This window comes from Nocardia sp. NPDC050412 (assembly GCF_044458825.1).
Lineage (GTDB): Bacteria > Actinomycetota > Actinomycetes > Mycobacteriales > Mycobacteriaceae > Nocardia.
This window is the reverse complement of the sequence record NZ_JBITIJ010000002.1, coordinates 557,785-582,376: the sequence shown is the minus strand read 5'-3', so window position 1 is coordinate 582,376 and position 24,592 is coordinate 557,785. Positions and strand designations below refer to the sequence as shown.

Genomic DNA, 24,592 nt, shown 5'->3' with positions numbered 1-24,592 from the left:
GCCGTAACGTACCAATCAACCGCAGGTCAGCACACCGATTGCAATCGCAGTGAATCGATCACTCGCACAAAACAACTCGGCCCCGCCGAGTGACGGGGCCGAGTTGTAGAAATCAGGTCAGAAGGCGCGGCAGGACCGGATATCGAAGGCCAGAATGGCCTTCGCGCCGAGTTCGGCGAGCTGGTCCATCACCTCGTTGCCCTGTTTGCGCGGCACCATGGCGCGGATGGCGACCCAGTTCGAATCGGCGAGCGGGGAAACCGTCGGCGACTCGAGACCGGGCGTGATCTCGACCGCCTCCGCCAGAAGTTCCTTCGGGCAGTCGTAGTCCAACATGATGTATTGCTGGCCGAATACGACGCCCTGGATGCGGGCGATGAGCTGATTGCGGGCCCGTTCGTTCTGATCGGAGCCGGTGCGCTCGATGAGCACGCCCTCCGAATCACACAGCGTCTCGCCGAAGGCAACCAGATTGTGCTGGCGCAGCGTGCGGCCGGAGCCGACCACATCGGCAATAGCATCGGCCACCCCGAGTTGGATGGAGATCTCGACCGCGCCGTCGAGGCGGATCACCTCGGCCTCGATACCGCGGCGCCGCAGATCGCTCAGGACCAGATTCGGGTACGAGGTGGCAATGCGCTTGTCGTAGAGGTCCTCGACCTTCCATTCGCGCTCAGCCGGAGCGGCGTAGCGGAAGGAGGAGCGGCCGAACCCGAGGGCGAGCCGTTCCTGAACCGGTGCACCGGAATCCAGCGCCAGGTCGCGGCCGGTGATGCCGAGGTCGAGCTCACCGGAGCCGACGTAGATGGCGATGTCCTTGGGCCGCAGGAAGAAGAACTCGACCTGGTTGGCCGGATCGAGGACGGTCAGGTCGCGGGAATCGGTGCGCTTGCGGTAACCGGCCTCGGCGAGGATCGAGGTGGCCGATTCGGAAAGTGCGCCTTTATTCGGGACTGCGACGCGCAGCATGGGGAGGGTCCTTTCGAGGAGGAGAACTAGGGATCGACGTGGCGGCGCGGGCGACGGCCCCGGAGGCGGTAGCGGAGCGTAACCACGAAGGGGCCCGCGAGTGCCGCAAATTCAACACCGCCGTCACAGATGTCGGTACACGTCTTCCAGCTTCAGCCCGCGGCCCACCATCAGCACCTGGACCCAGTACAGCAGTTGCGAAATCTCCTCGGCGAGCGCCTCGTCGCTCTCGTGCTCGGCGGCCAACCAGATCTCACCGGCCTCCTCGAGCACCTTCTTACCCTGGAAATGCACGCCCGCGTCCAATGCCGCCACGGTCCCCGACCCCTCGGGGCGGGTGACCGCACGATCTTGCAGCTCGGCGAACAGGGTTTCGAAGTTCTTCACGGTGAGCCATTGTTTCAGACGGGTATGCGGACCTGTTGCTCCGGCCCGGCCCCACCCATCAGGCGCACTCTTCGCACCCCTTGTGGCTGCCACAAGGGGTGCGAAGCCATGCGTCAGGCAGCCGAGAGGAGTTCCTCCAGGTCCGCTACGGCGGTGCGCAGGTGATCGGCGAAGGCGTACATCTCCGCGGCGACGGGCTTGGGGGTGGCCAGGTAGATGTTCCAACGGTCCGGCAGCAGGACGTAGGCGATGCCGACGCACTTCTGGCTGGTTGAGCCGAAACCGAAGTAGCGGATATTGACCGACGGGGCAGAGCTCGTGCTCAGGTAGTCGTCGCGCATGATCGTCCAGCCGGGGCTGGTGTAGAGCGGGATCGGCTCGGTGACGCCGAGTTCGGCGCCGCGCCGCCGCTGGATCCACTCGAGTTCCCACAGATGCTGTTCGGGCGCGTTACCAGCCTGACACTGCTTAGCGCGTTCGACATGCGCGCTCGCGGCCGTCCGCGCGGCAGCGAGCCGGTCGGCCTGCGCGACCGCTGGATCTTGCATGGCATCGACGAAGGCCACCATCTCCGGTGTCACCACCCGCATGGCCTCGGTGCGGCCGTTGCGGTACTGCCTGGTGGCAATGGATTCGTAGGTGGCGCCGGTCAATCCCTTACTGCGCCGGTGCGCCAGCTGATAGCTCAGCTGTGCGAACGCATCCGGTGAGATGCCGAACTGTTTGGCGCGAGTGGTGCCGAAATCGAAAGATACTGTCGCGGTGGCATTCTCGGCCGCATACCGGGAGAATGCCGCTCCAGCCGCCGCGATATCGGCGCGCTGCGCCTGATCGAGGACGAATTCGATCGGCTCGACCGGGGGCAACCCCTGCGGCTGTGCCCCGGCCCGTTCGGCGTGCTCGGCGGCCGGAGCCTCCAGCAGCGTGTCGACGAAGGACAGGATGGTGGTGCCGTCGAGACCGCAGTGCTCGACATTGATGCCAGCCTGACCATCAGCGAAGACGATGAACGACACCGACTTGTCGAACCAACGGTTGGCGCTGTCACCGTGCAGCAGCTGATCACAGGCCTGCAGTTCATCGCGCGGCGGGAAATCCTCCAGACACACGCCGAACAGTGCGGTCTCGATGGTGTCCAAGGCCGCGGCGTTGGCGGGTTCGGCCAGCAATCCCTGTCTACTGACGGCCCATTCGGCCCGCGCCTTGGTGGTCAGATGGCCGACTGCGGTATCGGTGCGGGCCGAGCGTGCACCGGCCTTGAGCACCGCGCGCAGCCCGTCGGCGAGATCCTCCAGCGAGTAGGGCACACCGTCCGGTCCGATCACATCCATCCGGAACATGCTGCCGCGGAAGAACACCACAATATGCCTGGCGGTCGACGGTCCTGGCCATTCGTCGCTGTAGGGCACCCGCACGGAATCCTGTGTCTCCCCCGGAATCCGGGTTTCGGAGAACAGGTACCTGTTCTGCCACATCGACAGCTGCTGTCCGCGCTGGGTGACCGGCGGGATCGCCTCGATATCGAGCGCCAGCTTGTAATCGACCGCGGCCGTGATGATTCCGGCCGCCCGCGCCACCTGCGAGGCCTCGGTGGAGGCGGCCAGTGCGGTGTCATCACGGAACAGGAAGAAGAAGTTGGCATTCAAGGCGATGCGATCACGACGGCCCAGATAGCGCGACGGCCAGAACAGATCCAGCCAGCTCCCGACGCCGGGGGTGGCATCGTATTCGGCCAGGGCCGCGTGCAGCTTTCGGCCCGGACCGTCGGGGCGAAGCAGGTCGGCGACCGCTGCCTCGGTGGTGGCGAATTCGTCGGCGGTCAGCAGTGGCGCACACCACTGCAGCAACCGCTCGCCGCTGTCCTCCAGCGTCGGCAGGGGCACCCTTGGCAGGTGGTCGTCGGCGGCGAAGGTGCGTTCGGTCAATGCGGGTCCTTGGGGTCGGCGTGTTTCGGTAGCGGTCGCGAGATGTACAGGTTGGCAAGCAGCCAACCTGTGCTTTCCTGGCCAGCGGTGTCGATTCCGTTGGCGGCCAAGGCATTCAGCACCTGGGTGCGTTCATTATCGGATGCGAACTTGCGTTGTTCGAACACCCCGGGGGCTCGCTCGGTGCGGTAGCCGAGCGCCGCCAGCTCCGCGGCGATCGGTTCGAAGCTGAACATCCGTAGTACGAAGTGTGCCATCCACGGCCGGCGACGCGGGTGCGCCGTTGCCACCCGCGCCAGCGTCTTCTCGGTGACGTATCCGACGCAACCGGTCGAGATGACGATATCCGCGGTCGCCAGCGTACGGCGTTGCGCCTCGGTCGGGTCGGCGGCCTCGAGATCCGCGTGCACCGTGTCGTGCAGGAATCCGGCTTCCTGGGCGTAGGCCAGCGCCGGGCGGGCGGCATCCATGCCGATGAAGTGGACGCCGGGGAGCTGGTTGCTGGCATCCAGGCGGGCCCTATCGCGGGCGATGAGTGCGGCATGATCGGCGTCCTCGGCACCGCGGTAATGCTCGGCGAGTTCACTCACGGTGGTGTCGAAGCGCAGCAGGGCCGCGTTGACGCCGTAGGAGCAACCGATATCGAGCACGGTCGGAGTGTCCACGCGGGCGGAGGCACGGTATTCCCGAATCTGCTGCTGGAAGTGCGGTTTCGCCAGTTCCGGTATGCGGTAATCCAAGTCGGCCATCCGAGCGTAGTAATCGCGCGGATCGGGGCGGTCGTAGATATCGTCGAAGGAAGCTTTTCCGGTCGTATGCAACGGCACTGGCATGTCGTCCCTCTCAGTCGAGCAACCGATCGCCACGGACGGCGTCGGCCGCGGCGGTTAGGTGATCGGGCAGCACCCGCCCGAACAGTTGGCGGGTGCGTTCCACGGTGCCGATGACACCGGGCCGATCGGTATAGGCGAAGATCGCCGAATGCCGTGCCGTGCCGCCCTCGACCGGCGAAACCCGATGCAGCGAGAAGCGGCCCTGGAACAATTGCAGATCGCCGGGCCGCAGATCGAGGTGCCGGATGAGCTGCGCACCGGATCCGGTGAGCACATCCCGCACATCGTCGAGGTTCTCGGCGTGGGGTGAGCGAATATTCGGGCAGTACTCGAAGATTCCGCCGGTCTCGGCAGGCTGGGTCAACATACTGACGGTGAATTCATTGGTGTCGAAATGCCAGGGATGTGACATTCCGGGCGCCACCACGTTCAGGCACAATCCGGCCAAAGGGTCTGCGAATTCGTGCAATTCGGTCAGTCCGAAACAATCCGCGACAAAGCGCTGGAACAGCGGACTGGTGTAGAGCCGATGGATCAGGGCCTCGGCCGGAATGCGGTCGCGCGGGACGAAGGCATTGCCCCGTTCCAACACGATGCGGCCCGGATGGTCTTGTGGCAGTTCGGTATTCAGCGGGATGTTGTAGGCGTTGACCCGTTCGACCTCATAGTGCGCATCGGGGGCCATCGTCTCGCCCTGCGCGCGCAGGGTCTCGATCAACTCAGAACGGATGAACTCGCGCAGTACGGTGCAGCCACTTTCGGCCAACTCCGCGCGGGCCCGCGCCACCGCTTCCCTGCACGCCGCGCCGGTCGGATCCCCCAGCGGATACCGTGCCGTATCGACGATCTCGTCCAGGACATCCGTCGCAGCCATGGCGTCATTTTGGTAGAGCGATCGGCGACACGCCCGGGATTCGACAAAGTTGCCGGTGACTACGGTCACACCTGCCAACTGCGCGCACTTGCGTTGCGGCACAGTAACTCTCACTATGGCGAGGTCGGGAGTGTCGGCTCACAAACAGCGGGACTCGTGATCATGATCCGTCCCGAAGACGCTCCCTGTTCGGGCGCGCGGCTCAACCTCTGACGCGTAGCGCGTCTTCCAGATCCCGCAGTGTCAATCCCACCAATGAATCAAGGAATACCCGTCCCGGCGCCGCCGAAACCGGTATCTCACACGGGATCACGATGACCGCACAGCCCGCAGCACCGGCCGCGGCCGCACCGGTCGGCGAATCCTCCAGTGCCACACAGTCTCGCGGGTGCACACCGAGCAGTTCGGCGGCGCGCAGATAGATCTCGGGTTCGGGCTTGCCGTGCGCGACTTCGTCACCGCAGACCGACACGTCGAAGAAATCGCGACCGAGCGTATCCAAGCCGAATTCCGTAAGCGACCGCTTGGTATTGGTGACCAATGCGGTGCGGAGACCCGCAGTGCGCGCCAATGCGAGCGCATCTTTCGCGCCGGGCCGCCATGGGATCGGCCCCGCCATCAGTTCGGTCACCCGCCGCTCGATGAATTCACCGGCGGCTCGCAACGCATCCGGTGTCCTCTCGATACCCAAACCGTCGAAAATGAGCCGAAGGGCGTTCGGTCCGGACGCACCGATCAATGAATGCCGCAGTTCATCGGTCATCTCGTGACCGTGTGCGCGAGCCAGTTCGCGCACGGCGACATCCCACAGTTTCTCCGAATCGAGCAGCGTGCCGTCCATATCCCACAGCACACCGGCAAGTCGCGCCGTCACCCGATTCGTCTCCCTCTCCTATACGCCCGAAGCGGCGATCAGCAATCGCCCGTTATCCGACACGACCTGGATCCATCGGTTCTCCGAAGAGGTCGAGCCGTTCTTCAGGTTATAGGTGAGCGAAACGACCGCCCGGTTCTCACCGTTCGGTGCGACGCCGCCCACGCTCACCGAACGAACGGTGGACCAGAACTGTGAGTAGGAGCCGAAGCCACCGGTCTGAGCCTGGTACGACGTCGTCAGCTCAGACCACCCGCCCTGCACATTGCCCGGCAACATCCCGTAGTAGCCGTAGACGAATTGCGAGATCCGATCCGGGGTGGCCGGACCGAACTGGGTGGTGGTGGTCGTCGGCGGTGCGGTGGTCGACGGCTTGGTAGACGAGGTCGGCGCCACTGTGGTGCTGGGCTGGGTGGTCGGCGCCGCCGTGGTCGTCGGCGCCTGCTGCTCCGGCTGACCCGGTTGGATCGCGATCGACGACTCCGGTCCGGTCTCCGAGCTGGTGGGCGCCGGTGTCGGCGTCGTCGAACCGACTGCGCTACCGCCCTTGTCGTCGTTGTTCAGCGACGACACGATGACCGCGACCAGCACCAGCACCGCGACCGCGGCGGCCGCGGCCACCGCGACCAGACGGCCACGACTCTGCTCACCGCCACCGCCGGGCAGGGTGCCGCCGGACTTCGGCGGCGCGGGCGGCGGCGCGACGGTACGGGCCGGTGCGGCGGGGCCCGCGAGCGGGACAACCTGAGTCGCGTCTTCCGCCGCGCCACCCGACTTGTTCAGAACGGTGGTCGCATCCGCGCCGGGTGCGGGCAGCACCTTGGTCATCGTCGGCGTGGTCACCAACGCCGGAGTCCGGCCCGCCGCAACGGCTTCCAGCGCCTCCTTGGCCTCGCGCATATTTGGGCGACCATCGATCGAGGCGGATAGCAGCCGCATCAGCACCGGACCGAGTTCTCCCGCGTGCTGCGGCGGCGGGATCTGTGCCCGCGCCGCGGCATGCAGGACCGCGAGAGCGTTATCGCCCTCACCGAACGGCGGACTGCCCTCGACCGCCGCATACAGCGTGGAGCCGAGCGCGAAGACATCCGAGGCCGGTTCCGGATTCTCCCCGCGCGCCACCTCCGGCGCGAGATAGGCCGGGGTGCCCGCCAGGAATCCGGTGGCGGTGACCGTCACATCGCCGACGGCGCGGGAAATGCCGAAATCGGTGATCTTCACCGTGCCGTCGTCGCCGACGAGCAGATTCGCGGGTTTCACATCCCGATGCATGATGCCCGCATCGTGTGCAGCGGCCAGCGCACCCGCGGCTTGCGCGCCGATGCGGGCCACCTCGGTCGGCTCCAGGGTCCGCTTGCCCGCCAGTTTCGCGGCCAGGCTCGGCGCGTTCATGTACTCCATGACCAGCCACGGCTGGCCGTCCTCCTCGGCGACATCGAAGACGGTGATCGCATTGGGATGGTGTAGTCGCGCCGCGATGCGGCCCTCCCGCATGGCCCGCAGCTTGGCCTCCAGGGCCTGGGACCGGGACAGACCGGGCGCGAGCACCAACTGCTTCACCGCGACGGTGCGGCGCAGCCGGACATCGGTAGCCCGCCACACCACACCCATGGCGCCGGTGCCGATCGGATCCGTCAGCCGATACCGTCCAGCGATCAACCGGTCCGCCGTCATGGTGTTGTGCCCCTCCTGCTTGCCCGCCGAGCCAATTCCGCACTCCGCGCGTAAGCGGAAATCTTCGAAAATGCTACGCGCCGAAGTCCTTTGCACCCGAATTGCCGCAGGACATACACATCCGCCGACTGCCCCGGATGCAGTTGCAACAGTTCCGACTTTGTCATACCTGACCGACATCCAGCCACCGGCGCGCGAACCCGAAGGCGATAGCCCAGGTCAGAGCCGCGCGGCCGAAGAATACGCCCGCGCGTCGCAAGCCCTCGTGTCGTCGGCGTCCGCATTTCATCTCACATATCACGAGGTAATCAAGGCCATCACCCGCACCGATCGACCCGATTCCGATGCGGTGAGAATCACAACGTCCGTACCGGGCGGATAACGAATCCCGCCCGGAAACAGACTGGTCGGCACTTACGCATTGAAGTACTTGGCCTCCGGATGCAGCAGCACGAACGCATCGGTCGACTGTTCCGGATGCAGCTGCAGTTCCTCGGACAGTACGACGCCGATGCGGCCGGCCTCGAGCAGGTCGACCAGTTTCGCGCGGTCCTCCAGATCCGGGCAGGCACCGTAACCGAAGGAGTAACGCGCGCCGCGGTAGCCGAGTTTGAAGTACTCCTGCACATCCGACGGGTCGGAGTCGGCGATCGAATGTCCTTCCAGCACCAACTCTTCGCGGACCCGCCGGTGCCAGTATTCGGCGAGCGCCTCGGTGAGCTGGACGCCGATGCCGTGCACCTCGAGGTAGTCGCGGTAGTTGTCGGCCGCGAACAGCTCATTGGCGAAGTCTGCGATCGGCTGACCCATGGTGACCAACTGGAACGGCAGCACATCGACCTGACCGGTTTCACGTGCCCGTTCGCGCGAGCGGATGAAGTCGGCTATGCACAGGAACCGGTCGCGCTGCTGGCGCGGGAAGGTGAATCGGTAGCGTTGCGGCGCATCCGGATCGGGCTCGGTCAGCACGATCACGTCATCGCCCTCGGAGACCGCGGGGAAGTACCCGTAGACCAGGGCCGCATGCTGCAGCACGCCTTCGGTGGACAGCCGGTCCAGCCAGTATCGCAGCCGCGGCCGCCCCTCGGTCTCCACCAGCTCCTCGTAGCTCGGGCCCTCACTGCCGCGTTGACCGCGCAGACCCCACTGTCCCAGGAATAGCGCGCGCTCGTCGAGCAGTCCCGAATACTCCTGCAGCGAAACGCCTTTCACCACCCGGGTGCCCCAGAACGGCGGCACCGCGACCGGCAGATCCGCGGCCACATCGGAGCGCTGCGGCACCTCGATCGGCACCTCGGCCGCCTTGCGCTGTTCGGCGATGCGCTTGGAACGCTCGTGCCGCGCCTTGCGCTCGGCCGCCTTCTCGCGTTCCGCGATCGCCTCGGGGCTGTCCGGATCGAGGCCGCCGCCGCCGCGCTTGCGGGTCATGATGTCGTCCATCAGCCGCAGGCCCTCGAAGGCGTCGCGGGCGTAGTGCACGTCGCCGTGGTAGACCTCGGTGAGGTCGTTCTCGACGTAGGCGCGGGTCAGCGCCGCACCGCCGAGCAGCACCGGGAACTGGTCGGCGACGCCCTTGGCGTTGAGTTCCTCCAGGTTCTCCTTCATCACCACGGTCGACTTCACCAGCAGACCGGACATGCCGATCACATCGGCCTTCTTGTCGACGGCGGCATCGAGAATGGTCGCGATCGGCTGTTTGATGCCGAGGTTGACCACCTCGTAGCCGTTATTGGACAGGATGATGTCGACCAGATTCTTGCCGATATCGTGCACATCGCCCTTGACGGTGGCCAGCACGATGCGGCCCTTACCGCTGTCGTCGGTGGCCTCCATATGCGGCTCGAGGTAGGCCACCGCCGCCTTCATCACCTCGGCCGACTGCAACACGAACGGCAGCTGCATCTGGCCGGAGCCGAACAGCTCGCCGACCGTCTTCATACCCGACAGCAGCGTTTCATTGATGATCTGCAGCGGCGGCACCTCAGTCATGGCGGCGTCGAGGTCGGCTTCAATCGCTGCCTTCTCACCGTCGACGATCCGGCGCTCCAGCCGCTCGAACAGCGGCAGCGCCGCCAATTCCTCCGCGCGCGAGGCCCGCGACGACGAGGCCGACACGCCCTCGAACAGCGACATGAGCTTCTGCAGCGGGTCGTAATCGTCGCGGCGTCGGTCATAGAGCAGATCCAGCGCGGTCTCGCGCTGTTCCTCCGGTATGCGGGCGATCGGCAGGATTTTGGAGGCGTGCACGATCGCGGAGTCCAATCCGGCCTGGACGCATTCGTGCATGAATACCGAATTCAGCACCTGGCGCGCGGCGGGATTGAGGCCGAAGGAGATATTCGACAGACCGAGTGTGGTCTGCACCTCGGGATGCTTCTGCTTGAGCAGCCGGATGGCCTCGATGGTTTCGAGGCCATCGCGCCGCGACTCCTCCTGGCCGGTGCCGAGGGTGAAGGTAAGCGTGTCGATGATGATGTCGCTTTCGCGAAGACCCCAGTTGCCGGTGATATCGGCAATGAGCCGCTCGGCGATCTCCACCTTCTTCTCGGCGGTGCGGGCCTGGCCCTCCTCATCGATGGTCAGCGCGACCACCGCGGCGCCGTGTTCGGCGACCAGCTTCATCGTCTGCTGGAACCGGGAGTCCGGACCGTCACCGTCCTCGTAGTTCACCGAGTTGACCGCGCAGCGACCACCGAGATGTTCCAAACCGGCCTGCAGGACCGGGGTTTCGGTGGAGTCGAGCATGATCGGCAGGGTCGACGCGGTCGCCAGCCGCGACGCCAGTGCCGCCATATCCCTGGTGCCGTCGCGTCCGACGTAGTCGACGCACAGATCGAGCATATGCGCGCCATCTCGAGTCTGATCCTTGGCGATATCGAGGCACTTCTGCCAGTCCTCGGCCAGCATGGCCTCGCGGAATGCCTTGGAGCCGTTGGCATTCGTGCGCTCGCCGATCATCAGGACCGAGGCATCCTGTTCGAACGGCACCGCTGTGTACATGCTCGATACGCTCGGCTCGTGCACCGGTTTGCGGCGCGCGTCCAGCGGCGGCAGCGTCGGTTCCACCTCGCGCACCGCCGCGGTGACCTGGCGAATATGTTCAGGAGTGGTACCGCAGCAGCCGCCGACCAGCGCGAGACCGAATTCCGATACGAAACCGCGCAACGCGATTGCCAGCTCTTCGGGAGTCAGCGGGTACTCCGCGCCGTTCGCGCCGAGTACGGGCAGACCGGCATTCGGCATGACCGACACCGGAACCGTCGCGTGCCGAGACAGGTGGCGCAGATGTTCGCTCATCTCGGCCGGGCCGGTTGCGCAGTTCAAGCCGATCATGTCGATTCCCAGTGGCTCCAGCGCGGTGAGCGCCGCGCCGATCTCACTGCCGACCAGCATGGTGCCGGTGGTCTCCACTGTGACGTGGGTGATGATCGGAATGCGCCTGCCCAGCTTGACCATCGCGCGCTGACTTCCGGTCACCGCGGCCTTGACCTGCAACAGGTCCTGGCAGGTCTCGATCAGGATGGCGTCCGCACCGGCCTCGAGCATGCCCAGCGCCGCCTCGGTGTAGGCATCGCGCAGCGCGGTAAAGGGGGCATGACCGAGCGTCGGCAGTTTGGTGCCCGGTCCCATCGAACCCAGCACATAGCGGGGGGTGCCGTCCGCGCTGGGGCCCATCTCGTCGGCGACCTCACGAGCCAGGCGGGTGCCGCGCTCGGAAAGATCGCGAATCCGGTCGGCGATATCGTAGTCGGCGAGGTTCGGCAGATTGCAGCCGAACGTATTGGTCTCGACCGCATCCGCACCGGCCTCGAAGTACGCGCGGTGGATATGGCGCAGCACATCCGGGCGGGTGTCATTGAGGATTTCGTTGCAGCCCTCCAGACCACGGAAGTCGTCCAGGGTCAGCTCGGCCGCCTGCAACATCGTGCCCATCGCTCCGTCGCCGATCACGACACGCCGACGGAGCGTATCGAGAAGGGTGGTATCGAAGGCGGCTGAGCTGGACGCAGACATGTGATCAAGCGTAGTGGGCCGCTACGACATGCCGAACCACCCTATCGGTGTCGGGCGCCACACCTGCTCAGACAGATGAACCGACGGTGCCGCGCCGACTGCGCAAATTCAACGCCGCGTCCGCACACGCCGTAGGCTGACCGGGGTGAACTCCAGTGAATCTCCGGTATCGCCCGAGCCGGAACTGCCGACATTGCGGGAACCAGTGCTGGTCGCCGCCTTCGAAGGCTGGAACGACGCGGGTGATGCGGCAAGTGGTGCCGTCGAGCATCTGGAACTGATCTGGGATGCCGAGCCGCTGGCCGAACTCGACTCCGAGGACTATTACGACTACCAGGTCAATCGGCCAACGGTACGTCAGGTCGACGGTGTGACCAGGGAAATCCAATGGCCCTCCACCATGCTCTCGGTCTGCTCGCCGCCCGGCAGCGATCGCGATGTGGTGCTGCTGCGCGGTATCGAACCCAATATGCGCTGGCGCAGCTTCTGCGCGGATCTGCTCGAGTTCATCGAACAACTCGGCGTGCAGACCGTGGTGATTCTCGGCGCACTGCTCGCCGATACCCCGCACACCCGCCCGGTGCCGGTCACCGGATCGGCCTATAGCAAGGAAGCCGCCGAGCGGTTCAGCCTGGAGCAGACCCGCTACGAGGGGCCGACCGGCATTACCGGGGTGCTGCAGGATCAGTGTGTCAAGGCGGGCGTACCCGCAGTCTCGTTCTGGGCGGCCGTTCCGCATTACGTCTCCCAGCCGCCGAATCCGAAGGCGACCATCGCACTGCTGCACCGCGTCGAGGATGTGCTCGATATCGAGGTGCCGCTCGGCGAGCTGCCCAAACAGGCCGAGGACTGGGAGACCGCCGTCAACGAGATGACCGTCGGCGACGACGAGATCAGCGAGTATGTGCGCTCGCTCGAGGAACGCGGCGACGCGGCGGTCGATCTCAACGACGCGATGGCCAAGATCGATGGCGACGCAATCGCGGCCGAATTCGAAAAGTACCTGCGCAGGCGGGGTCCGGGCAGCTTCGGGTTGTAATCGGTTCGCGCTGTTGCGGTTCGGGTTCGGACAATTCACCGAAAGTTCGCCACGGGGCCGCACGCAGTTATGGAAAGCCTTGCCATCTAGACTTCCCGAGTGACTATTCACCGGATCGTCGCGCACCTTCGCAACTTCGACGACCGGATCGCCGTCCTCTGCTCTCGATCTCCATCGGCGGCCGTCACAGCAGCGGAATCGGTGCCGGATGGTTTGGAGCGGGTCACCTATGCGCAGCTGGCGGCACGTGTCGAGGAGTACGCGCGGCAGCTCGGCGCGAACCGGCGTCTCGTCGCGCTCGCCGCGCGCAACGATATCGACTCGCTCGTCGCGTATCTCGGCGCGCTGAGCGCGGGCTGCGTCGTCCTGCTCACCGCGGAGATCACCAGCGAATTGCTGGGTACCTACGATCCCGATGTCGTGATCGATGCGGGCCCGCCCGAGATTCGGCGGGCCGGCTCCGCACATCGCCTGCATCCGGAGTTGGCGCTGCTGTTGAGTACTTCGGGTTCGACCGGTTCGCCGAAGCTGGTGCGATTGTCCGCGGCCAATCTACTGTCGAACGCGGATGCGATCGCCGACTATCTGGCCATCGACGCCGATAGTCGCGCCGCGACGACGCTGCCGATGTTCTATTGCTACGGACTGTCGGTCGTGCACAGTCATCTGCTGCGCGGCGCGAGTCTGCTACTCACCGATCGGTCGGTCCTCGACGACGAATTCTGGGTCCAGTTCCGTCGCTACGGTGCAACGTCTTTCGCGGCCGTGCCGTACACGATCGATCTTCTCGAACGCATCGGCTTCGCCGAGATGACACTGCCGAGCCTGCGCTACATCACCCAGGCGGGCGGTCGCCTCGCGCCCGAGCGGGTCCGTGACTACGCCGAGCTGGGCAAGCGGGCGGGCTGGGACTTCGTCGTCATGTACGGCCAGACCGAGGCCACCGCGCGAATGGCCTATCTGCCACCGGAATTGGCCGCCGACCATCCGGACTGCATCGGCAGGCCGATACCGGGCGGTCGATTCACCCTGGAACCGGTGCCGGATACCGACGACGAGGAGCTGGTCTATCACGGGCCCAATGTGATGCTCGGCTATGCCGACGGCCCATGCGATCTCGCCCGTGGCCGCACGGTCGAATCGCTGCGAACAGGCGATCTGGCCCGACGCACGCCCGAGGGTCTGTACCAAGTGGTCGGCAGGCGCAGCCGGTTCGCCAAGATCTTCGGCCTGCGCATCGATCTGCAACGGCTCGAATCCGGTTTGGCGGCGGCCGATTTCACAGCCTGCTGTACCGAAAATGGCGACCAGTTGGTTGTCGCCGCCGAAACTCCGGCACAAGCACTCGCCGCGACCGCCGCCGAACTGTCCGGTCTGCCCGCCGCAGCCATTCGCGCGTGCGCGGTCGACGAAATACCGCGCCTGCCCAATGGCAAGCCCGACTATCCGGCGATCCGCCGACTCGCCGCACCCGAATCCGAACTGCCGCCACGGGATATCCGCGCCCTCTATGCCATTGCCCTCGGCATCGATCCCGCCCGGATTCGGCCCGACAGCACCTTTGTCGATCTCGGCGGCAATTCGCTCACCTACATCACCACATCGACCCGGCTCGAGCGCGCGCTCGGTCGACTGCCCGCGAACTGGCCCGACCTGACCGTCGCCGAACTCGAGCGAGTTCCGGACGGCCACAGGGTATTCGGTCGCACGGTGGACACGCCCACCTTATTGCGCGCCGCCGGGATCGTGCTGATCGCGGGTTCGCATATCGGCATGTTCGTGCTCTGGGGGGCGGCGCATATCCTGCTCGGTGTCGCTGGATTCAACTTCGCCCGCTTCGCGGTCACCATGACCCCGCGCGCCGAACGACTGCGGCACGCGCTGCACACGGTGGCACTCATCGCGATCCCGACCGCCGCCTGGGTGGCGCTAACGCTGCTGTTCACCGACTATTACAGCTGGCAGAACGTGTTGCTGCTCAACAAGTTTCTCGGACCGCGCGACAGCGACACTGCGGGGCACCTGTGGTTCATCGAGGTGCTCGTGCTGTTCATGGTCGTGTCCGCGCTTTTGGTGCGGGTGCCGTTCATCGATGCCGTGCAGCGGCGCGAGCCGTTCTGGTTCGCCATGGGCCTGGTCGGTATCACCATCGTGTTCCGGGTCTGGTCATTCGGGCTCTACCCGGCCAAGGATGTGCCGTTCTCGCCACTGGCCTGCTGGTTCTTCGCCCTCGGCTGGGCGGCCGCGAAGGCTACGGCGATCTGGCAGCGGCTGCTGGTCAGCGCGGTGCTGCTGATCTCTGTCCCCGGCTACTTCGGCGTTCCCGATCGGGAGCGGCTGGTGATGTCCGGGCTGCTGCTGTTGATCTGGCTGCCCGCGGTCCGCGTACCCGCCCTCGTGGCCGGGGTCGCCGCGCTGCTGGCCGACAGCTCGCTATTCGTGTATCTGCTGCACTGGCAGGTCTATCCGCCGTTCGGGCAACACCATGTCGCGGCGCTGCTCGCATCCCTGGCGGCCGGTGCGGTCGCGACCTGGGTGGTGGCGAACCTGCGGCGCAGATCAGTCCTGGTGCACAGCTTCTTCGCCAAGGGCCTCGTCTCGAAGCGCACAGCTCTCGATGGTCCACACCTGCGCCGCCGCGTCCTGAGCCAGCTTCGCGATCAGAATGTCACGCGGAATCGTCTGGCCGGCAAAGTGATCGAGTGACGGCACCACCACATGATGCGCGTCCGCCCGCTTGAGCTCCTGGGTCAGCTCGGCGAATGCCGTGCCGTCACCGGAAGTCGATTCATGGAATGTTGCGGCGAAGCAGAGCCCTTCCTCGCGGGCGAGGCTGCTCATCGCATCCTCGAGCTCTGCACCTTGGCCATCGGCCAGATCGTCACGCAAGTATCCATAGATCAACGCTTCCACCCGAACCTCCGTTGGATTGGGGATATCGCTGTTCTCTAATGTGGATCACCCCCGTCGCCGAGGGGTACTGCGCACTTGGAAGGCAGATGTTCTTACATCCGGAGCGTGGCAAATCTTCCGCGCCCATATCCATCATGTAGGACGCAAAACTGCGAGTGCAGCTGTCAACCCAGTGACATCTGTATGCCCTATCCGGGCCACTGAGCGTTAACTGATGAGATACTACAGACGTGGCCGCTGGAGACGATCGACCCGTCTGGGCTGTCCGAATGCGCTCCGAACGCGATGCACGGGGGTGGTCACAAGCAGACGCCGTCCGTGTGATGCGCGCGAAGTCTTCGCACAACCTGCCGACGGACAGTACCCTGCTGCGTAACTGGCGACGCTGGGAGTCGGGTGAGTCGCGTCCGGACGACTTCTACGCCCCTATCATCGCGGCCGCGTTCGATACAGTGACGGCCGCATTCTTCCCGAAAAATCGCCCGAACCGCGACGATGAGCTGCTCTCGGCAACCGGGATGGATACTCTCGAATTCATTGGCAGGCTACGGATGTCCGATGTCTCCACGGCCACACTCGATGCCATCCGGATCACCGCGGAGCGGCTGTGCTGCGAATATCCGTTCGCCGATCCGCACGATCTGCATTCCGAGGGCACATCCTGGTTGCGCCGCATCACCTCGCTGCTGGATGGCCGACTGACGCTGGCGCAGCATCGGGAGATTCTCGTACTGGCCGGTTGGGTTGCGCTGCTGGTCGGTTGCGTGGACTACGACCTCGGTCGGCGCACCACCGCGGAAGCCACTCGCCGCGCGGCCTATTCGCTCGGCCAGGAAGCCGAGAATGCCGAGATCACCGGCTGGAGTGCGGAAATGGCGGCCTGGTTCGCGCTGACCCAGGGCAACTATCGGGGTGCGATCGAGGCGGTCGATCCAGCGATGGCAACCAGCGGCGAACTCGGCGTGGGTGTCCAGTTGTGCGCACAACGAGCGAAGGCCTGGGCCCGCCTTGGCGATCGGCGCGAGGTGGAAGCGTCGCTGAGTCAGGGGCGAGCTATCCTCGAGCGACTCGACCATCCGACCAATCTCGACAACCATTTCGTGGTCGATCCGCAGAAATTCGACTTCTACGCCATGGACTGCTGCCGGGTCGCGGGTGAGGATGCGCTCGCGGAATCGTATGCGCGCGAGGTCATCCGCCATTCGACCCGCGCTGACGGCACGATACGCAATCCGATGCGGGTGTCGGAGGCACATCTCACCCTCGCGGTGGTCGCGGTGCGCAACCGCGACCTGGAACTCGCACTGGACGAGGGCATGCGGGCCTTCGCGGGCAAGCGCCGGTCGCTGCCGTCGCTGATGTGGATCGCGGGCGAAGCCGCGCGCGAAATCATCGAGCGCTATCCGGGCGATCCCCGCACTCGGGTGTATCTGGATCAGTTGCGGACCTTGTCCTGCGAGTGATCATTTCGGCGTACGTTTGACTCATCGCCAGCGGTAAGGGGTGGGCGATGAATCGGGTTCGCGTCATTGTGCGTCGCGATGCGGACGGATCGCTACGCACCACAGTGTTCGAGGCGGGTGCGCCCATCGGTGAACGGGTAGCGCCACTGCCAGAACTGGTGGCGTGCGCGTGGGATGCGGTGGGTGGCCAGCCGGAGACCGTGCGTCGAGCGGTCGTTCAGATCGGTACCGCCCTGCGTGACGCACTGTTCGAATCGCGCACGATCTGGCAGCTGACGCGGCTCGTCGAGGGCTCCGATATCGAGGTGGTCTTCGATGTCGACGACGATACGATGCTGCTCCCCTACGAGATGCTGGTGCTCGCCGACAATATGCCCCTGGCCATGCGGCCGACAGTAGCCATCTCCCGCAGGCGTTCGGGTACCGGGCAGCCCACCTCCGTGCTGGCACCGGGACCGTTGAAGATCCTCGCTGCGGTCGCCGCGCCGACCGAGACCCGCACGGCCAATGTGGCATTGGATGTCGAAGCGGAGATGCAGGCGATCCTCGACGCCGTCTCACAGGTGCCGACCGCGGGTGGCGGTGGCGTGCGCATTCTGGAAGTCGCTTCACTGCAGCAGATCACCGCGGCGCTGCGGGCCGAGGAGTTCCATGTGCTGCACCTGAGTGCGCACGGGTCGGCGACGAATCTGGAGTTGGAGAATGAGGACGGCGCTGCCGATGTGGTCGCGGCCGCGGATCTCATTGCCGCGCTGCGTGCTTCGCAGCGGGCGCTGCCCTTGGTGGTGTTGTCGAGTTGCGGCGGCGTCGACGGTGGGCCTGCCGGATTGGCGCGCACGCTGATCAGCGGGGGTGTCGAGCGGGTGCTGGTCATGCAGACGCGGGTTTCGGACCGGTATGCCACGCTGTTGGCGAAATCGTTCTACGCCATGCCATCCGCGCATCCGTCTGGGTCGGTCGCCTTCGCTTTGGGGCAGGCGCGCTGCGCCCTCGAGCAACAGCGACTCGCCGATGGCGCAACGGTTGCACCCGAATGGTTCGTGCCGACGCTGCTGACCGGCGTCGCGGATCGGCCACTGTGGCATCCGACGGCGCCGCCGCGACCGCTCGGGCGCCGGACGCAAGCACCGAGCGGTGCGACGGTGCGTGAGTTGCCGGTCGGATATCTGATCGGCCGTCGCGGGCCGGTGCGCGATATCGTCCGGATGCTCGACTCGTCGGGTGGGCGACCGGGTGTGGTGATCACCGGGATGGGTGGACTCGGGAAGACGGCGGTGGCCGGTCGCGTGGCGGCGCGCATGCGCGAGCGCGGCTGGCATATCGCCGAGCATGTGGGGCAATGGAATCCGTCCGCGCTGTGTGGCGCGGTCCGCGCGGCGATCGAGGGCGACCCGGCATTGCGCACGGTGTCCGATGCGCTCGCTCGCGATAGCGGGGAGCAGGCATTGAAGCATGTCCATCGGTTGTTGGCGGGGAGCCGAGTGTTATTGCTGTTCGATGATTTCGAGCAGAATCTGACCCGGCCCGGCGGTGCGGAATTCCTGGATCCCGGTTTCGCCGAACAGTTTTCGCAGTTGTGTCGGATAGCCGAGACGGGGCGATTGCTGGTCACCTGTCGCTATCCGGTTCCCGGTGGCCTCGGGGAGGTCGGCCTGACTCCACTGAGCCCCGCCGAGTTGAAGCGAATGTTCTTGCGGCTGCCACAGATCAGCGGTTTACGGGCGCAGGAGCAGCGGCTGGTCGCACGGACGATCGGTGGGCACCCTCGCCTCATCGAATTCGTCGACGCGCTATTGCGTGGTGGTGACGGAACATTGCGTCCGGTCGGCGAACGGCTGCGCCGGTTGGCAGGTGAACACGCAGTCGATCTCGACCAGGACCGCACACTGACCGAAAGCCTCGACACCGCAGTGGTACTCGGCACCCGCGACATCCTCGTCGATGCACTGCTCGATCTGCTCAATGCTTCCGAACGCGAACTGCTGCTGCAGATTTCGCTTTCACGGACGCCGCTGCGCGATCTGGACATCTCCCATGCCCGCTTCGGTGCCGACGCGACACGAGATCAGTGCCGCGAAGTGATGGCGGCCATCGATACGTTGCTCAGGCTGACGCTGTTGACCACCGACGACGACCGATATCTCGTGCACCCGTGGGTCACCCAGGCCCTCGATACCCACCAGGGCCCCGATCGAATTTGCCGTCACAACCGAGCCCATGCGATGCGAATAGCCCGAATCTCGGCCGGTTTCCGGGATTTCGACGACTACAGCGAGGCATGCGGACATCTACTCGCTGCTGGTCGGTACGCGGAACTTACCCAACTCGCCATCCCGTTCTGCCGCGAGCTGGACCAATTGCAAGTCGCCGCCCTGCTCGGCGAGATCATGCCGACCCTGCCGACCGACACTCCCGGCTATCTCGAACTCGGTGAGCGCGAGGTACGCGCACTGCGCCGTACCGGAAACCTCCGTGCCGCGACCGATCGCCAGTGCGCGTTGGTCGAGGTGCTGCGGGCCCGGGTCCAAACGGCCTCGGGCAGCGCCGATGCCCGACGCGCACTCGTCATCGGCCTGGACACCCTCGGTGAACTCGCCATGCTGGCCGGAGATCTCGGCACGGCGCGCGAGCACTACAGCCGATCCCTGCGCACCGCACGTTATCTCACGAATACCGACCCGAACAACGTCGATATGCGACAGGTCCTCAGCCGCGCACTGGAGAGTCTGGGCGATATCGCAGTTCGCACCGGCGATCTCACTGCTGCTCTCGCCCACCACACCGAGGCGCTGGCCATCCGACGCTCCCTTGCCGACAACGACCGCACCCGCGACGACCTGCGCCGCGACCTAGCCAATGCCTGCACCCGACTCGGCGACCTGGCAGTACTGACCGCCGATCTCGACGGCGCACAGTACCTCTACACCGAATCGCTCACCCTGCACGGCGGTCTCATCGAATCCGGCCCCGATGCCGCCGAATCCCGGCGCGGCCTGGCCATCGCGCATGGCAAACTCGGCGATCTCGCTATGCGCACGGGGCACGGCGAGACCGCGAGCAGGCATTATTTCGAAAAGCTGCGCATCAGTACCGAACTCTCGCTGGCCGATCCGGGCGATACCGAAATCACCCGCGATGTCGCCATTGCGATGCAGCAGATCGGCGACACCTCGTTGCTCTACGAAACTCCCGAGGAAGCGTTCACGTTCTTCACCGAATCCCTCGCTATCCACCGCGAACTCGCCGAGAAGGATCCCGGCAATGCCGAATATCGACGCGATCTCGCCATCGCGCTCAACCGATCCGGCGATGTGGCACTGCGACTCGGCGAACTCACCACGGCCTCGACCCACTACACCCAATCCCTGGCCATCCACCGCGGATTCGCCGACGCCGACCCGGGCAATGCTCGAAATCAGCGCGACCTCAGCATTTCCCATGACAAACTCGGCGACTTGGCCATCCACACCGGCGATTATCCGGCCGCCGACCACCACTACACCCAATCCCTCACCCTCGCGAAACAACTCGCGGCCGCCGATCCGACCAACACCGAAAAGCAGCGCGATCTGAGCATCTCCCATCACCAGCTCGCCAGGGTCGCCGCCGCGACCGGTGCCTTCCCGCTCGCCTTCCGCCACAACACCGAGGCACTCACCATCGCCCGCCGCTTGGCCACCGCCGATCCGGAGAATCTGCAACTGCACCGCGATGTCGGTCTGATTCTCTGGGCGATCGGGGATGCCGCCGAACGCGAGCGGGACTACGGCTCCGCCGTCGAGGTCTACCGTGCGGCCCTCGCGATCGCCCAAGACCTCCTCGAAACCGATCCGACCAGCCCCCGCGCCCTGCGCGATATGGAGTTCGCGTTGACCACCCTGGGTCGCGTGCTCGACATCGTCGACCCGCACCCGCTCGGGTCCACGCGCTTCGACGCTCTGCTCGAACAGGGCAAGACATTGCTGCGGCGCCTGCTCCCGCCAGGGTAATTCCGCAGGTAGCGACCATCTCTGTACCACTATGCGCGGTATCCGCTGTAAAGTCTGCTGTATGACGGTGCGCCTGAATATCTCGATGGACGACGATCTCGCGGCCCGTCTCCGTGCGGCATCGGAGGACAAGTTGAGCGACTACATCTCCAAGGCCGTACGCAGGCAGTTGCTCGAGGACGAACTCAGGGCCTTGCCGGACAGCACCGGGACCGAATGGGCTAAGGACGCCGAGCAGACCGCCGAACAAGTATTGTTCGGCCGTGCCAGCTGAACCCACGCACCAAGGCCAGATTTGGAATCTCGTCAGCCGGATCTCCGGACGCCGCGCGACGGTGGTGATCGTGGATTCCGATGTGGTGATTCGGCAGCGGCCGATGTTGGTCGCCGCGCCGGTGCGGGAGGGTCGCGAGGTGCCATCGCGCCATCAATTGCTCACCGTCGCAATGCCGGAGAGTTCGCGGGTGATCGCGCTGTACGACATCGCCATCGTGCCGAAGGACAGTCTCACCGAGCAGGTCGGTGAGCTCACCCCGGAGGTGCTCGAACAGGTCAAGATCGGGCTGCGGGCTCGGTTCGATCTGTGAGTCCTCGGGTGGCGAACAGGGGCAAACCGGACGCGGCCACGCCGAATGGGGGTCGGTCTCGACACCCGCGACCGACCCGCTACTACCCTGTTCCCGGTGACCGACTCCGATGACGGCCTGCCGTATGCCGCGCCCGCGCTATGGGATGAGCGGTTGCGGCTGTTCTCCTTCGCCACGGCCGAGAAGCGAGCGGAGTATCTGTGGGTGCTGCGGGCGTTCGACAGTGCGCGGGCGGCATATGTGGTGTTGCTGCACGCCGATGATGTCGCGACTTGGATCGAACGCAGTGCGCCCGATGCGCCGCAGCTGACCGGCCCGGAAATCGGTCCGCTGTTGGATCAGCTGCATCAGTGGGGTGTGGTCGAGCGCAGCTATGACGGCACGCGCGCCGCGACGCTCGCGGAGTATCGGAATCGGCACTACGTCTATCAACTCACACAGGCCGGATTCAAGGCATATCGCGCGGTCGCGGGGGTGCTCGAGGCGCGAATGGACGAGGCGGCGCTCTCGCGTCTGGTCCTGCCCGAACTGCTCGCGGATCTCAATACCCTCGCCGCGGCGAATAAGGCCGGTGATGCCGAGCGCGTCTACCGGACGCTGCGCCGTCTGGATGCCGCACTCTCGGATATGGCGACGCGGGCCGCGCACTTCTACCTCTCGCTCGGCGATATGGTCCGCACCACCGAGATCACTCCGGAATCGTTCCTGGCGCACAAGGACGCGCTGCTCGCGCATATGCGCGAATTCAGTATGGATCTGGCTCGCTTCGCGCCGCGCCTGGCCGCCGCGACCGGCGAGATCGAGGAGACCGGCGTCGAGGAACTCATCGAGCGGGCGGCGCGCTGTGACGAGCGGGTGCTGCTGAGTCCGGCCGAGCGGCAGGCGGATTGGCGGGCGCGCTGGCAGGGACTGCGAACCTGGTTCGTCGCGACCGCCTCCGATACTCCCGGTGAATCATCCGGTACTGAGGCGGATCGGCTGCGAGAGGCGACCATGAGCGCCATTGCCGCCGTGCTGTCACTGCTGCGGCGGGTCACCGATTCACGCAAGGGCGGGGTCAGTCGCGAATCGGCGCTGCGGCATCTCGCGGGCTGGTTCACCGCCGCACCGACCACCGATAGCGCGCATGCGCTCTTCGACGCCGTCTTCGGTCTCGGCAGGCCGCGCCATATTTCGCTGGAACATCCGGATGCGGATCTGATTCCCGCGATCCGCTCCTGGTGGGAGGCACCGCCACTGGAAATATCGCGCACCCTCGCCGAAACGGGCAGACCGGCGCAAGCCGGTGCCCCTGCCCGAATTCAACGCAATGACGCCGGAATTCGCCGACTCCGCGAAGCGCAACTCGACGCCCAGCGCGCCCGCGCTCAGGCCGCCAAATCCCTGGCCGCCGCCTCGGTGCACGAGCGCGTCTTGGACGAACGGGAGACCGAGGTGCTGCTGCGCCTGATCGACGCCGCGTCCACGGCATGGGTTCCGGTGAGCGGCCGCACCGACGGCACCACCGGCTCGGATAGCGGCGTCACCCTCACCGTCTCCGAACATCCGGGTTCGACGGTGGTCCGCACCGCGCGTGGCCTGCTGCATTTGAACAACCGCCGCCTCGAGGTGAAGCAGTCGACCCGCGGGCAGCGCGCATGATCAACGCCCGCCGCATCGACTCGCTCGCATTGGACAACTATCAGCGCGCGGCCCGGGTGATCCTGGCCAACCACCTGGTCACCCGGACATATCCGGACCGGATCGCACTGCCGCTGATCCGCCGCTGGGCCACCGAACTCCGCGAGGATCTGGCCGAATTGTTCGGCTACCGGCTCGAGGTCACCGAAACGACCGCCCGGGTCTTCCCGGTCATCGATCGGCTCGATTCCGGCAAACCGGCCCGCTCCGTCACCGACCGTGTCTTCGATCGCCGCCGCTACGCCTACCTGGCGTTGGCACTGGCGGCGCTCGGCCGCGCGGGCGATCAGATCACGTTGTCGGAGTTGGCCGATCAGGTCGCCGCCTATACCGGCCGGGTCGACGGGCTCGAACTATCACCCGACCGCGCCGCCGATCGCGATGCCTTCGTCGATGCTGTCGGCTGGCTCGCACATCGGGGTGCCCTCACCCTCGCCGATGGCGATGCGGGTGGCTGGGCCGCCGATCCGGAGGCGGGTGAAGCGCTGTACGACATCGACCGACCGGTTGTATTCGCGCTTTTTCGACCGCCGCGCGCGCTGCAGCATTTGCACAGTGTCCGTGGTCTGTTGACCGAGGACGCACTGGGCCCGGCCGCGAACGCGCAAGCCGCCGATGCGGCTCGGCGGGTGCGGCGCAGTCTCATTGAGCGTCCGGTGGTGTACGCCGAGGATCTGGACCATGACGAGCGTCCGCTGTTGCTGCAGGATCGGGTCGTCGCGGATGTCGAATTGTTCACCGGCTTGCGGGCAGAACGCCGGGCCGAGGGCGTCGCATTGATCGATGTCTCCGGACGTCTCTCCGATGTCCGTTTCCCAGGCACCGGCACATTGGCGCAGGTGGCGCTGCTGCTGGTCGGTGAGATCGCCGATCGCGTACTCGATATCGACAATCCGGTGCCGGTGCGTCCCGGCGCACCCGATCCAGCGGTCGCGCTGGCCGAGCAGCTCGACGGTGCCATCCCCGAGTCCACCGTATTCGTTCCGCTCGCCGACCTCCCGTCGACCGACCCCGAAGTCGGGGAAGAGGTCTCGGATCCGGACACGGAGGCGATGGCCTACGTGCGCGCGACGTACCCATTCGTCGAAGCGAGCTGGGTCGGCGAGACCGTGCAAGCGCTGACCGACCGCTACGGTGTCACCTTCGCGGCACAGTGGCAGGCCGATGTTCCCGGGCTGACCAGGGAGGTGACCGCCCTGCTGGAGCGGCTGCGGCTGGTCCAGGTGGTAGCGGACGGCCTGATCATTCTGCCCGCACTGGCTCGCTACCGCGGCGCGGTCGTCACCGTCCGCACCAAACGGGCCGCCGAATTGTTCGTCACCGCCTCCGACACGCACGGGGCCGATAGCGCTGGTAGGGAAGGGATTTAGA

Annotated in this window: 16 protein-coding genes; 8 read left to right on the top strand and 8 right to left on the bottom strand. The window is 65.7% G+C overall.

Features of this window, described 5'->3' with window-relative positions; translation table 11 throughout:
- Positions 1–117 precede the first annotated feature (117 nt).
- From hisG to metH, 8 genes are all read right to left on the bottom strand, one after another.
- Complete coding sequence (gene hisG / locus ACIBI6_RS06725) at positions 118–969, bottom strand: ATP phosphoribosyltransferase (RefSeq protein ID WP_364347641.1); 852 nt, start codon at positions 967–969, stop codon at positions 118–120.
- A 123-nt stretch (positions 970–1,092) separates the two neighbouring features.
- Positions 1,093–1,356, bottom strand: a complete 264-nt coding sequence (locus ACIBI6_RS06720) for a phosphoribosyl-ATP diphosphatase (RefSeq protein ID WP_069162624.1) — start codon at positions 1,354–1,356, stop codon at positions 1,093–1,095.
- A 113-nt stretch (positions 1,357–1,469) separates the two neighbouring features.
- Positions 1,470–3,281 (bottom strand): choline/carnitine O-acyltransferase, encoded by a 1,812-nt coding sequence (locus ACIBI6_RS06715; RefSeq protein WP_364347645.1) that lies wholly within the window; start codon positions 3,279–3,281, stop codon positions 1,470–1,472.
- Positions 3,278–4,114, bottom strand: a complete 837-nt coding sequence (locus ACIBI6_RS06710; RefSeq protein ID WP_364347648.1) for a class I SAM-dependent methyltransferase — start codon at positions 4,112–4,114, stop codon at positions 3,278–3,280. Before ACIBI6_RS06710 ends, ACIBI6_RS06715 begins: the two co-directional genes overlap by 4 nt.
- A 10-nt stretch (positions 4,115–4,124) precedes the next feature.
- Positions 4,125–4,988 (bottom strand): arpA protein, encoded by an 864-nt coding sequence (locus tag ACIBI6_RS06705; RefSeq protein ID WP_364347651.1) that lies wholly within the window; start codon positions 4,986–4,988, stop codon positions 4,125–4,127.
- Positions 4,989–5,190: 202 nt separating this feature from the next.
- Complete coding sequence (locus tag ACIBI6_RS06700; protein ID WP_364347654.1) at positions 5,191–5,862, bottom strand: HAD family phosphatase; 672 nt, start codon at positions 5,860–5,862, stop codon at positions 5,191–5,193.
- An 18-nt stretch (positions 5,863–5,880) separates the two neighbouring features.
- On the bottom strand, positions 5,881–7,536 hold the full coding sequence (locus tag ACIBI6_RS06695) for a serine/threonine-protein kinase (RefSeq protein ID WP_396955523.1): 1,656 nt from the start codon (positions 7,534–7,536) through the stop codon (positions 5,881–5,883).
- Between the two features lie 414 nt (positions 7,537–7,950).
- The gene (metH, locus tag ACIBI6_RS06690) at positions 7,951–11,550 is read right to left on the bottom strand and encodes a methionine synthase (RefSeq protein WP_396955522.1); all 3,600 of its coding nucleotides are present in this window, start codon (positions 11,548–11,550) and stop codon (positions 7,951–7,953) included.
- A 136-nt stretch (positions 11,551–11,686) separates the two neighbouring features.
- Here metH and ACIBI6_RS06685 point away from each other — a divergent pair, with 136 nt between their 5' ends.
- From ACIBI6_RS06685 to ACIBI6_RS06650, 8 genes are all read left to right on the top strand, one after another.
- The gene (locus tag ACIBI6_RS06685) at positions 11,687–12,589 is read left to right on the top strand and encodes a PAC2 family protein (protein WP_387293241.1); all 903 of its coding nucleotides are present in this window, start codon (positions 11,687–11,689) and stop codon (positions 12,587–12,589) included.
- A 99-nt stretch (positions 12,590–12,688) separates the two neighbouring features.
- Positions 12,689–15,295: an AMP-binding protein gene (locus ACIBI6_RS06680; protein WP_364347666.1), complete on the top strand. Its 2,607-nt coding sequence runs from the start codon at positions 12,689–12,691 to the stop codon at positions 15,293–15,295.
- Between the two features lie 530 nt (positions 15,296–15,825).
- Complete coding sequence (locus tag ACIBI6_RS06675) at positions 15,826–16,965, top strand: XRE family transcriptional regulator (RefSeq protein WP_364347669.1); 1,140 nt, start codon at positions 15,826–15,828, stop codon at positions 16,963–16,965.
- A 47-nt stretch (positions 16,966–17,012) separates the two neighbouring features.
- Complete coding sequence (locus ACIBI6_RS06670; protein WP_396955521.1) at positions 17,013–20,954, top strand: CHAT domain-containing protein; 3,942 nt, start codon at positions 17,013–17,015, stop codon at positions 20,952–20,954.
- Between the two features lie 61 nt (positions 20,955–21,015).
- A complete protein-coding gene (locus ACIBI6_RS06665; protein WP_364347675.1) occupies positions 21,016–21,228 on the top strand; it encodes a hypothetical protein in 213 nt (70 codons plus the stop codon).
- Positions 21,218–21,541, top strand: a complete 324-nt coding sequence (locus ACIBI6_RS06660; protein ID WP_364347678.1) for a type II toxin-antitoxin system PemK/MazF family toxin — start codon at positions 21,218–21,220, stop codon at positions 21,539–21,541. Before ACIBI6_RS06665 ends, ACIBI6_RS06660 begins: the two co-directional genes overlap by 11 nt.
- 153 nt (positions 21,542–21,694) lie before the next feature.
- A complete protein-coding gene (locus ACIBI6_RS06655) occupies positions 21,695–23,182 on the top strand; it encodes a TIGR02677 family protein (protein WP_364347897.1) in 1,488 nt (495 codons plus the stop codon).
- Complete coding sequence (locus ACIBI6_RS06650; RefSeq protein ID WP_364347900.1) at positions 23,182–24,591, top strand: TIGR02678 family protein; 1,410 nt, start codon at positions 23,182–23,184, stop codon at positions 24,589–24,591. The genes ACIBI6_RS06655 and ACIBI6_RS06650 overlap by 1 nt, the downstream gene beginning before the upstream one ends.
- Position 24,592: the final 1 nt, after the last annotated feature.

Excerpts from the sequence above, each read along its gene's own strand:
- ACIBI6_RS06710 (WP_364347648.1), bottom strand. The coding sequence starts at position 4,114 with ATGCCAGTGCCGTTGCATACGACCGGAAAAGCTTCCTTCGACGATATC.
- ACIBI6_RS06705 (WP_364347651.1), bottom strand. The coding sequence starts at position 4,988 with ATGGCTGCGACGGATGTCCTGGACGAGATCGTCGATACGGCACGGTAT.
- hisG (WP_364347641.1), bottom strand. The coding sequence starts at position 969 with ATGCTGCGCGTCGCAGTCCCGAATAAAGGCGCACTTTCCGAATCGGCC.
- ACIBI6_RS06695 (WP_396955523.1), bottom strand. The coding sequence starts at position 7,536 with ATGACGGCGGACCGGTTGATCGCTGGACGGTATCGGCTGACGGATCCG.
- ACIBI6_RS06675 (WP_364347669.1), top strand. The coding sequence starts at position 15,826 with ATGCGCGCGAAGTCTTCGCACAACCTGCCGACGGACAGTACCCTGCTG.
- ACIBI6_RS06665 (WP_364347675.1), top strand. The coding sequence starts at position 21,016 with ATGACGGTGCGCCTGAATATCTCGATGGACGACGATCTCGCGGCCCGT.
- ACIBI6_RS06670 (WP_396955521.1), top strand. The coding sequence starts at position 17,013 with ATGAATCGGGTTCGCGTCATTGTGCGTCGCGATGCGGACGGATCGCTA.
- metH (WP_396955522.1), bottom strand. The coding sequence starts at position 11,550 with ATGTCTGCGTCCAGCTCAGCCGCCTTCGATACCACCCTTCTCGATACG.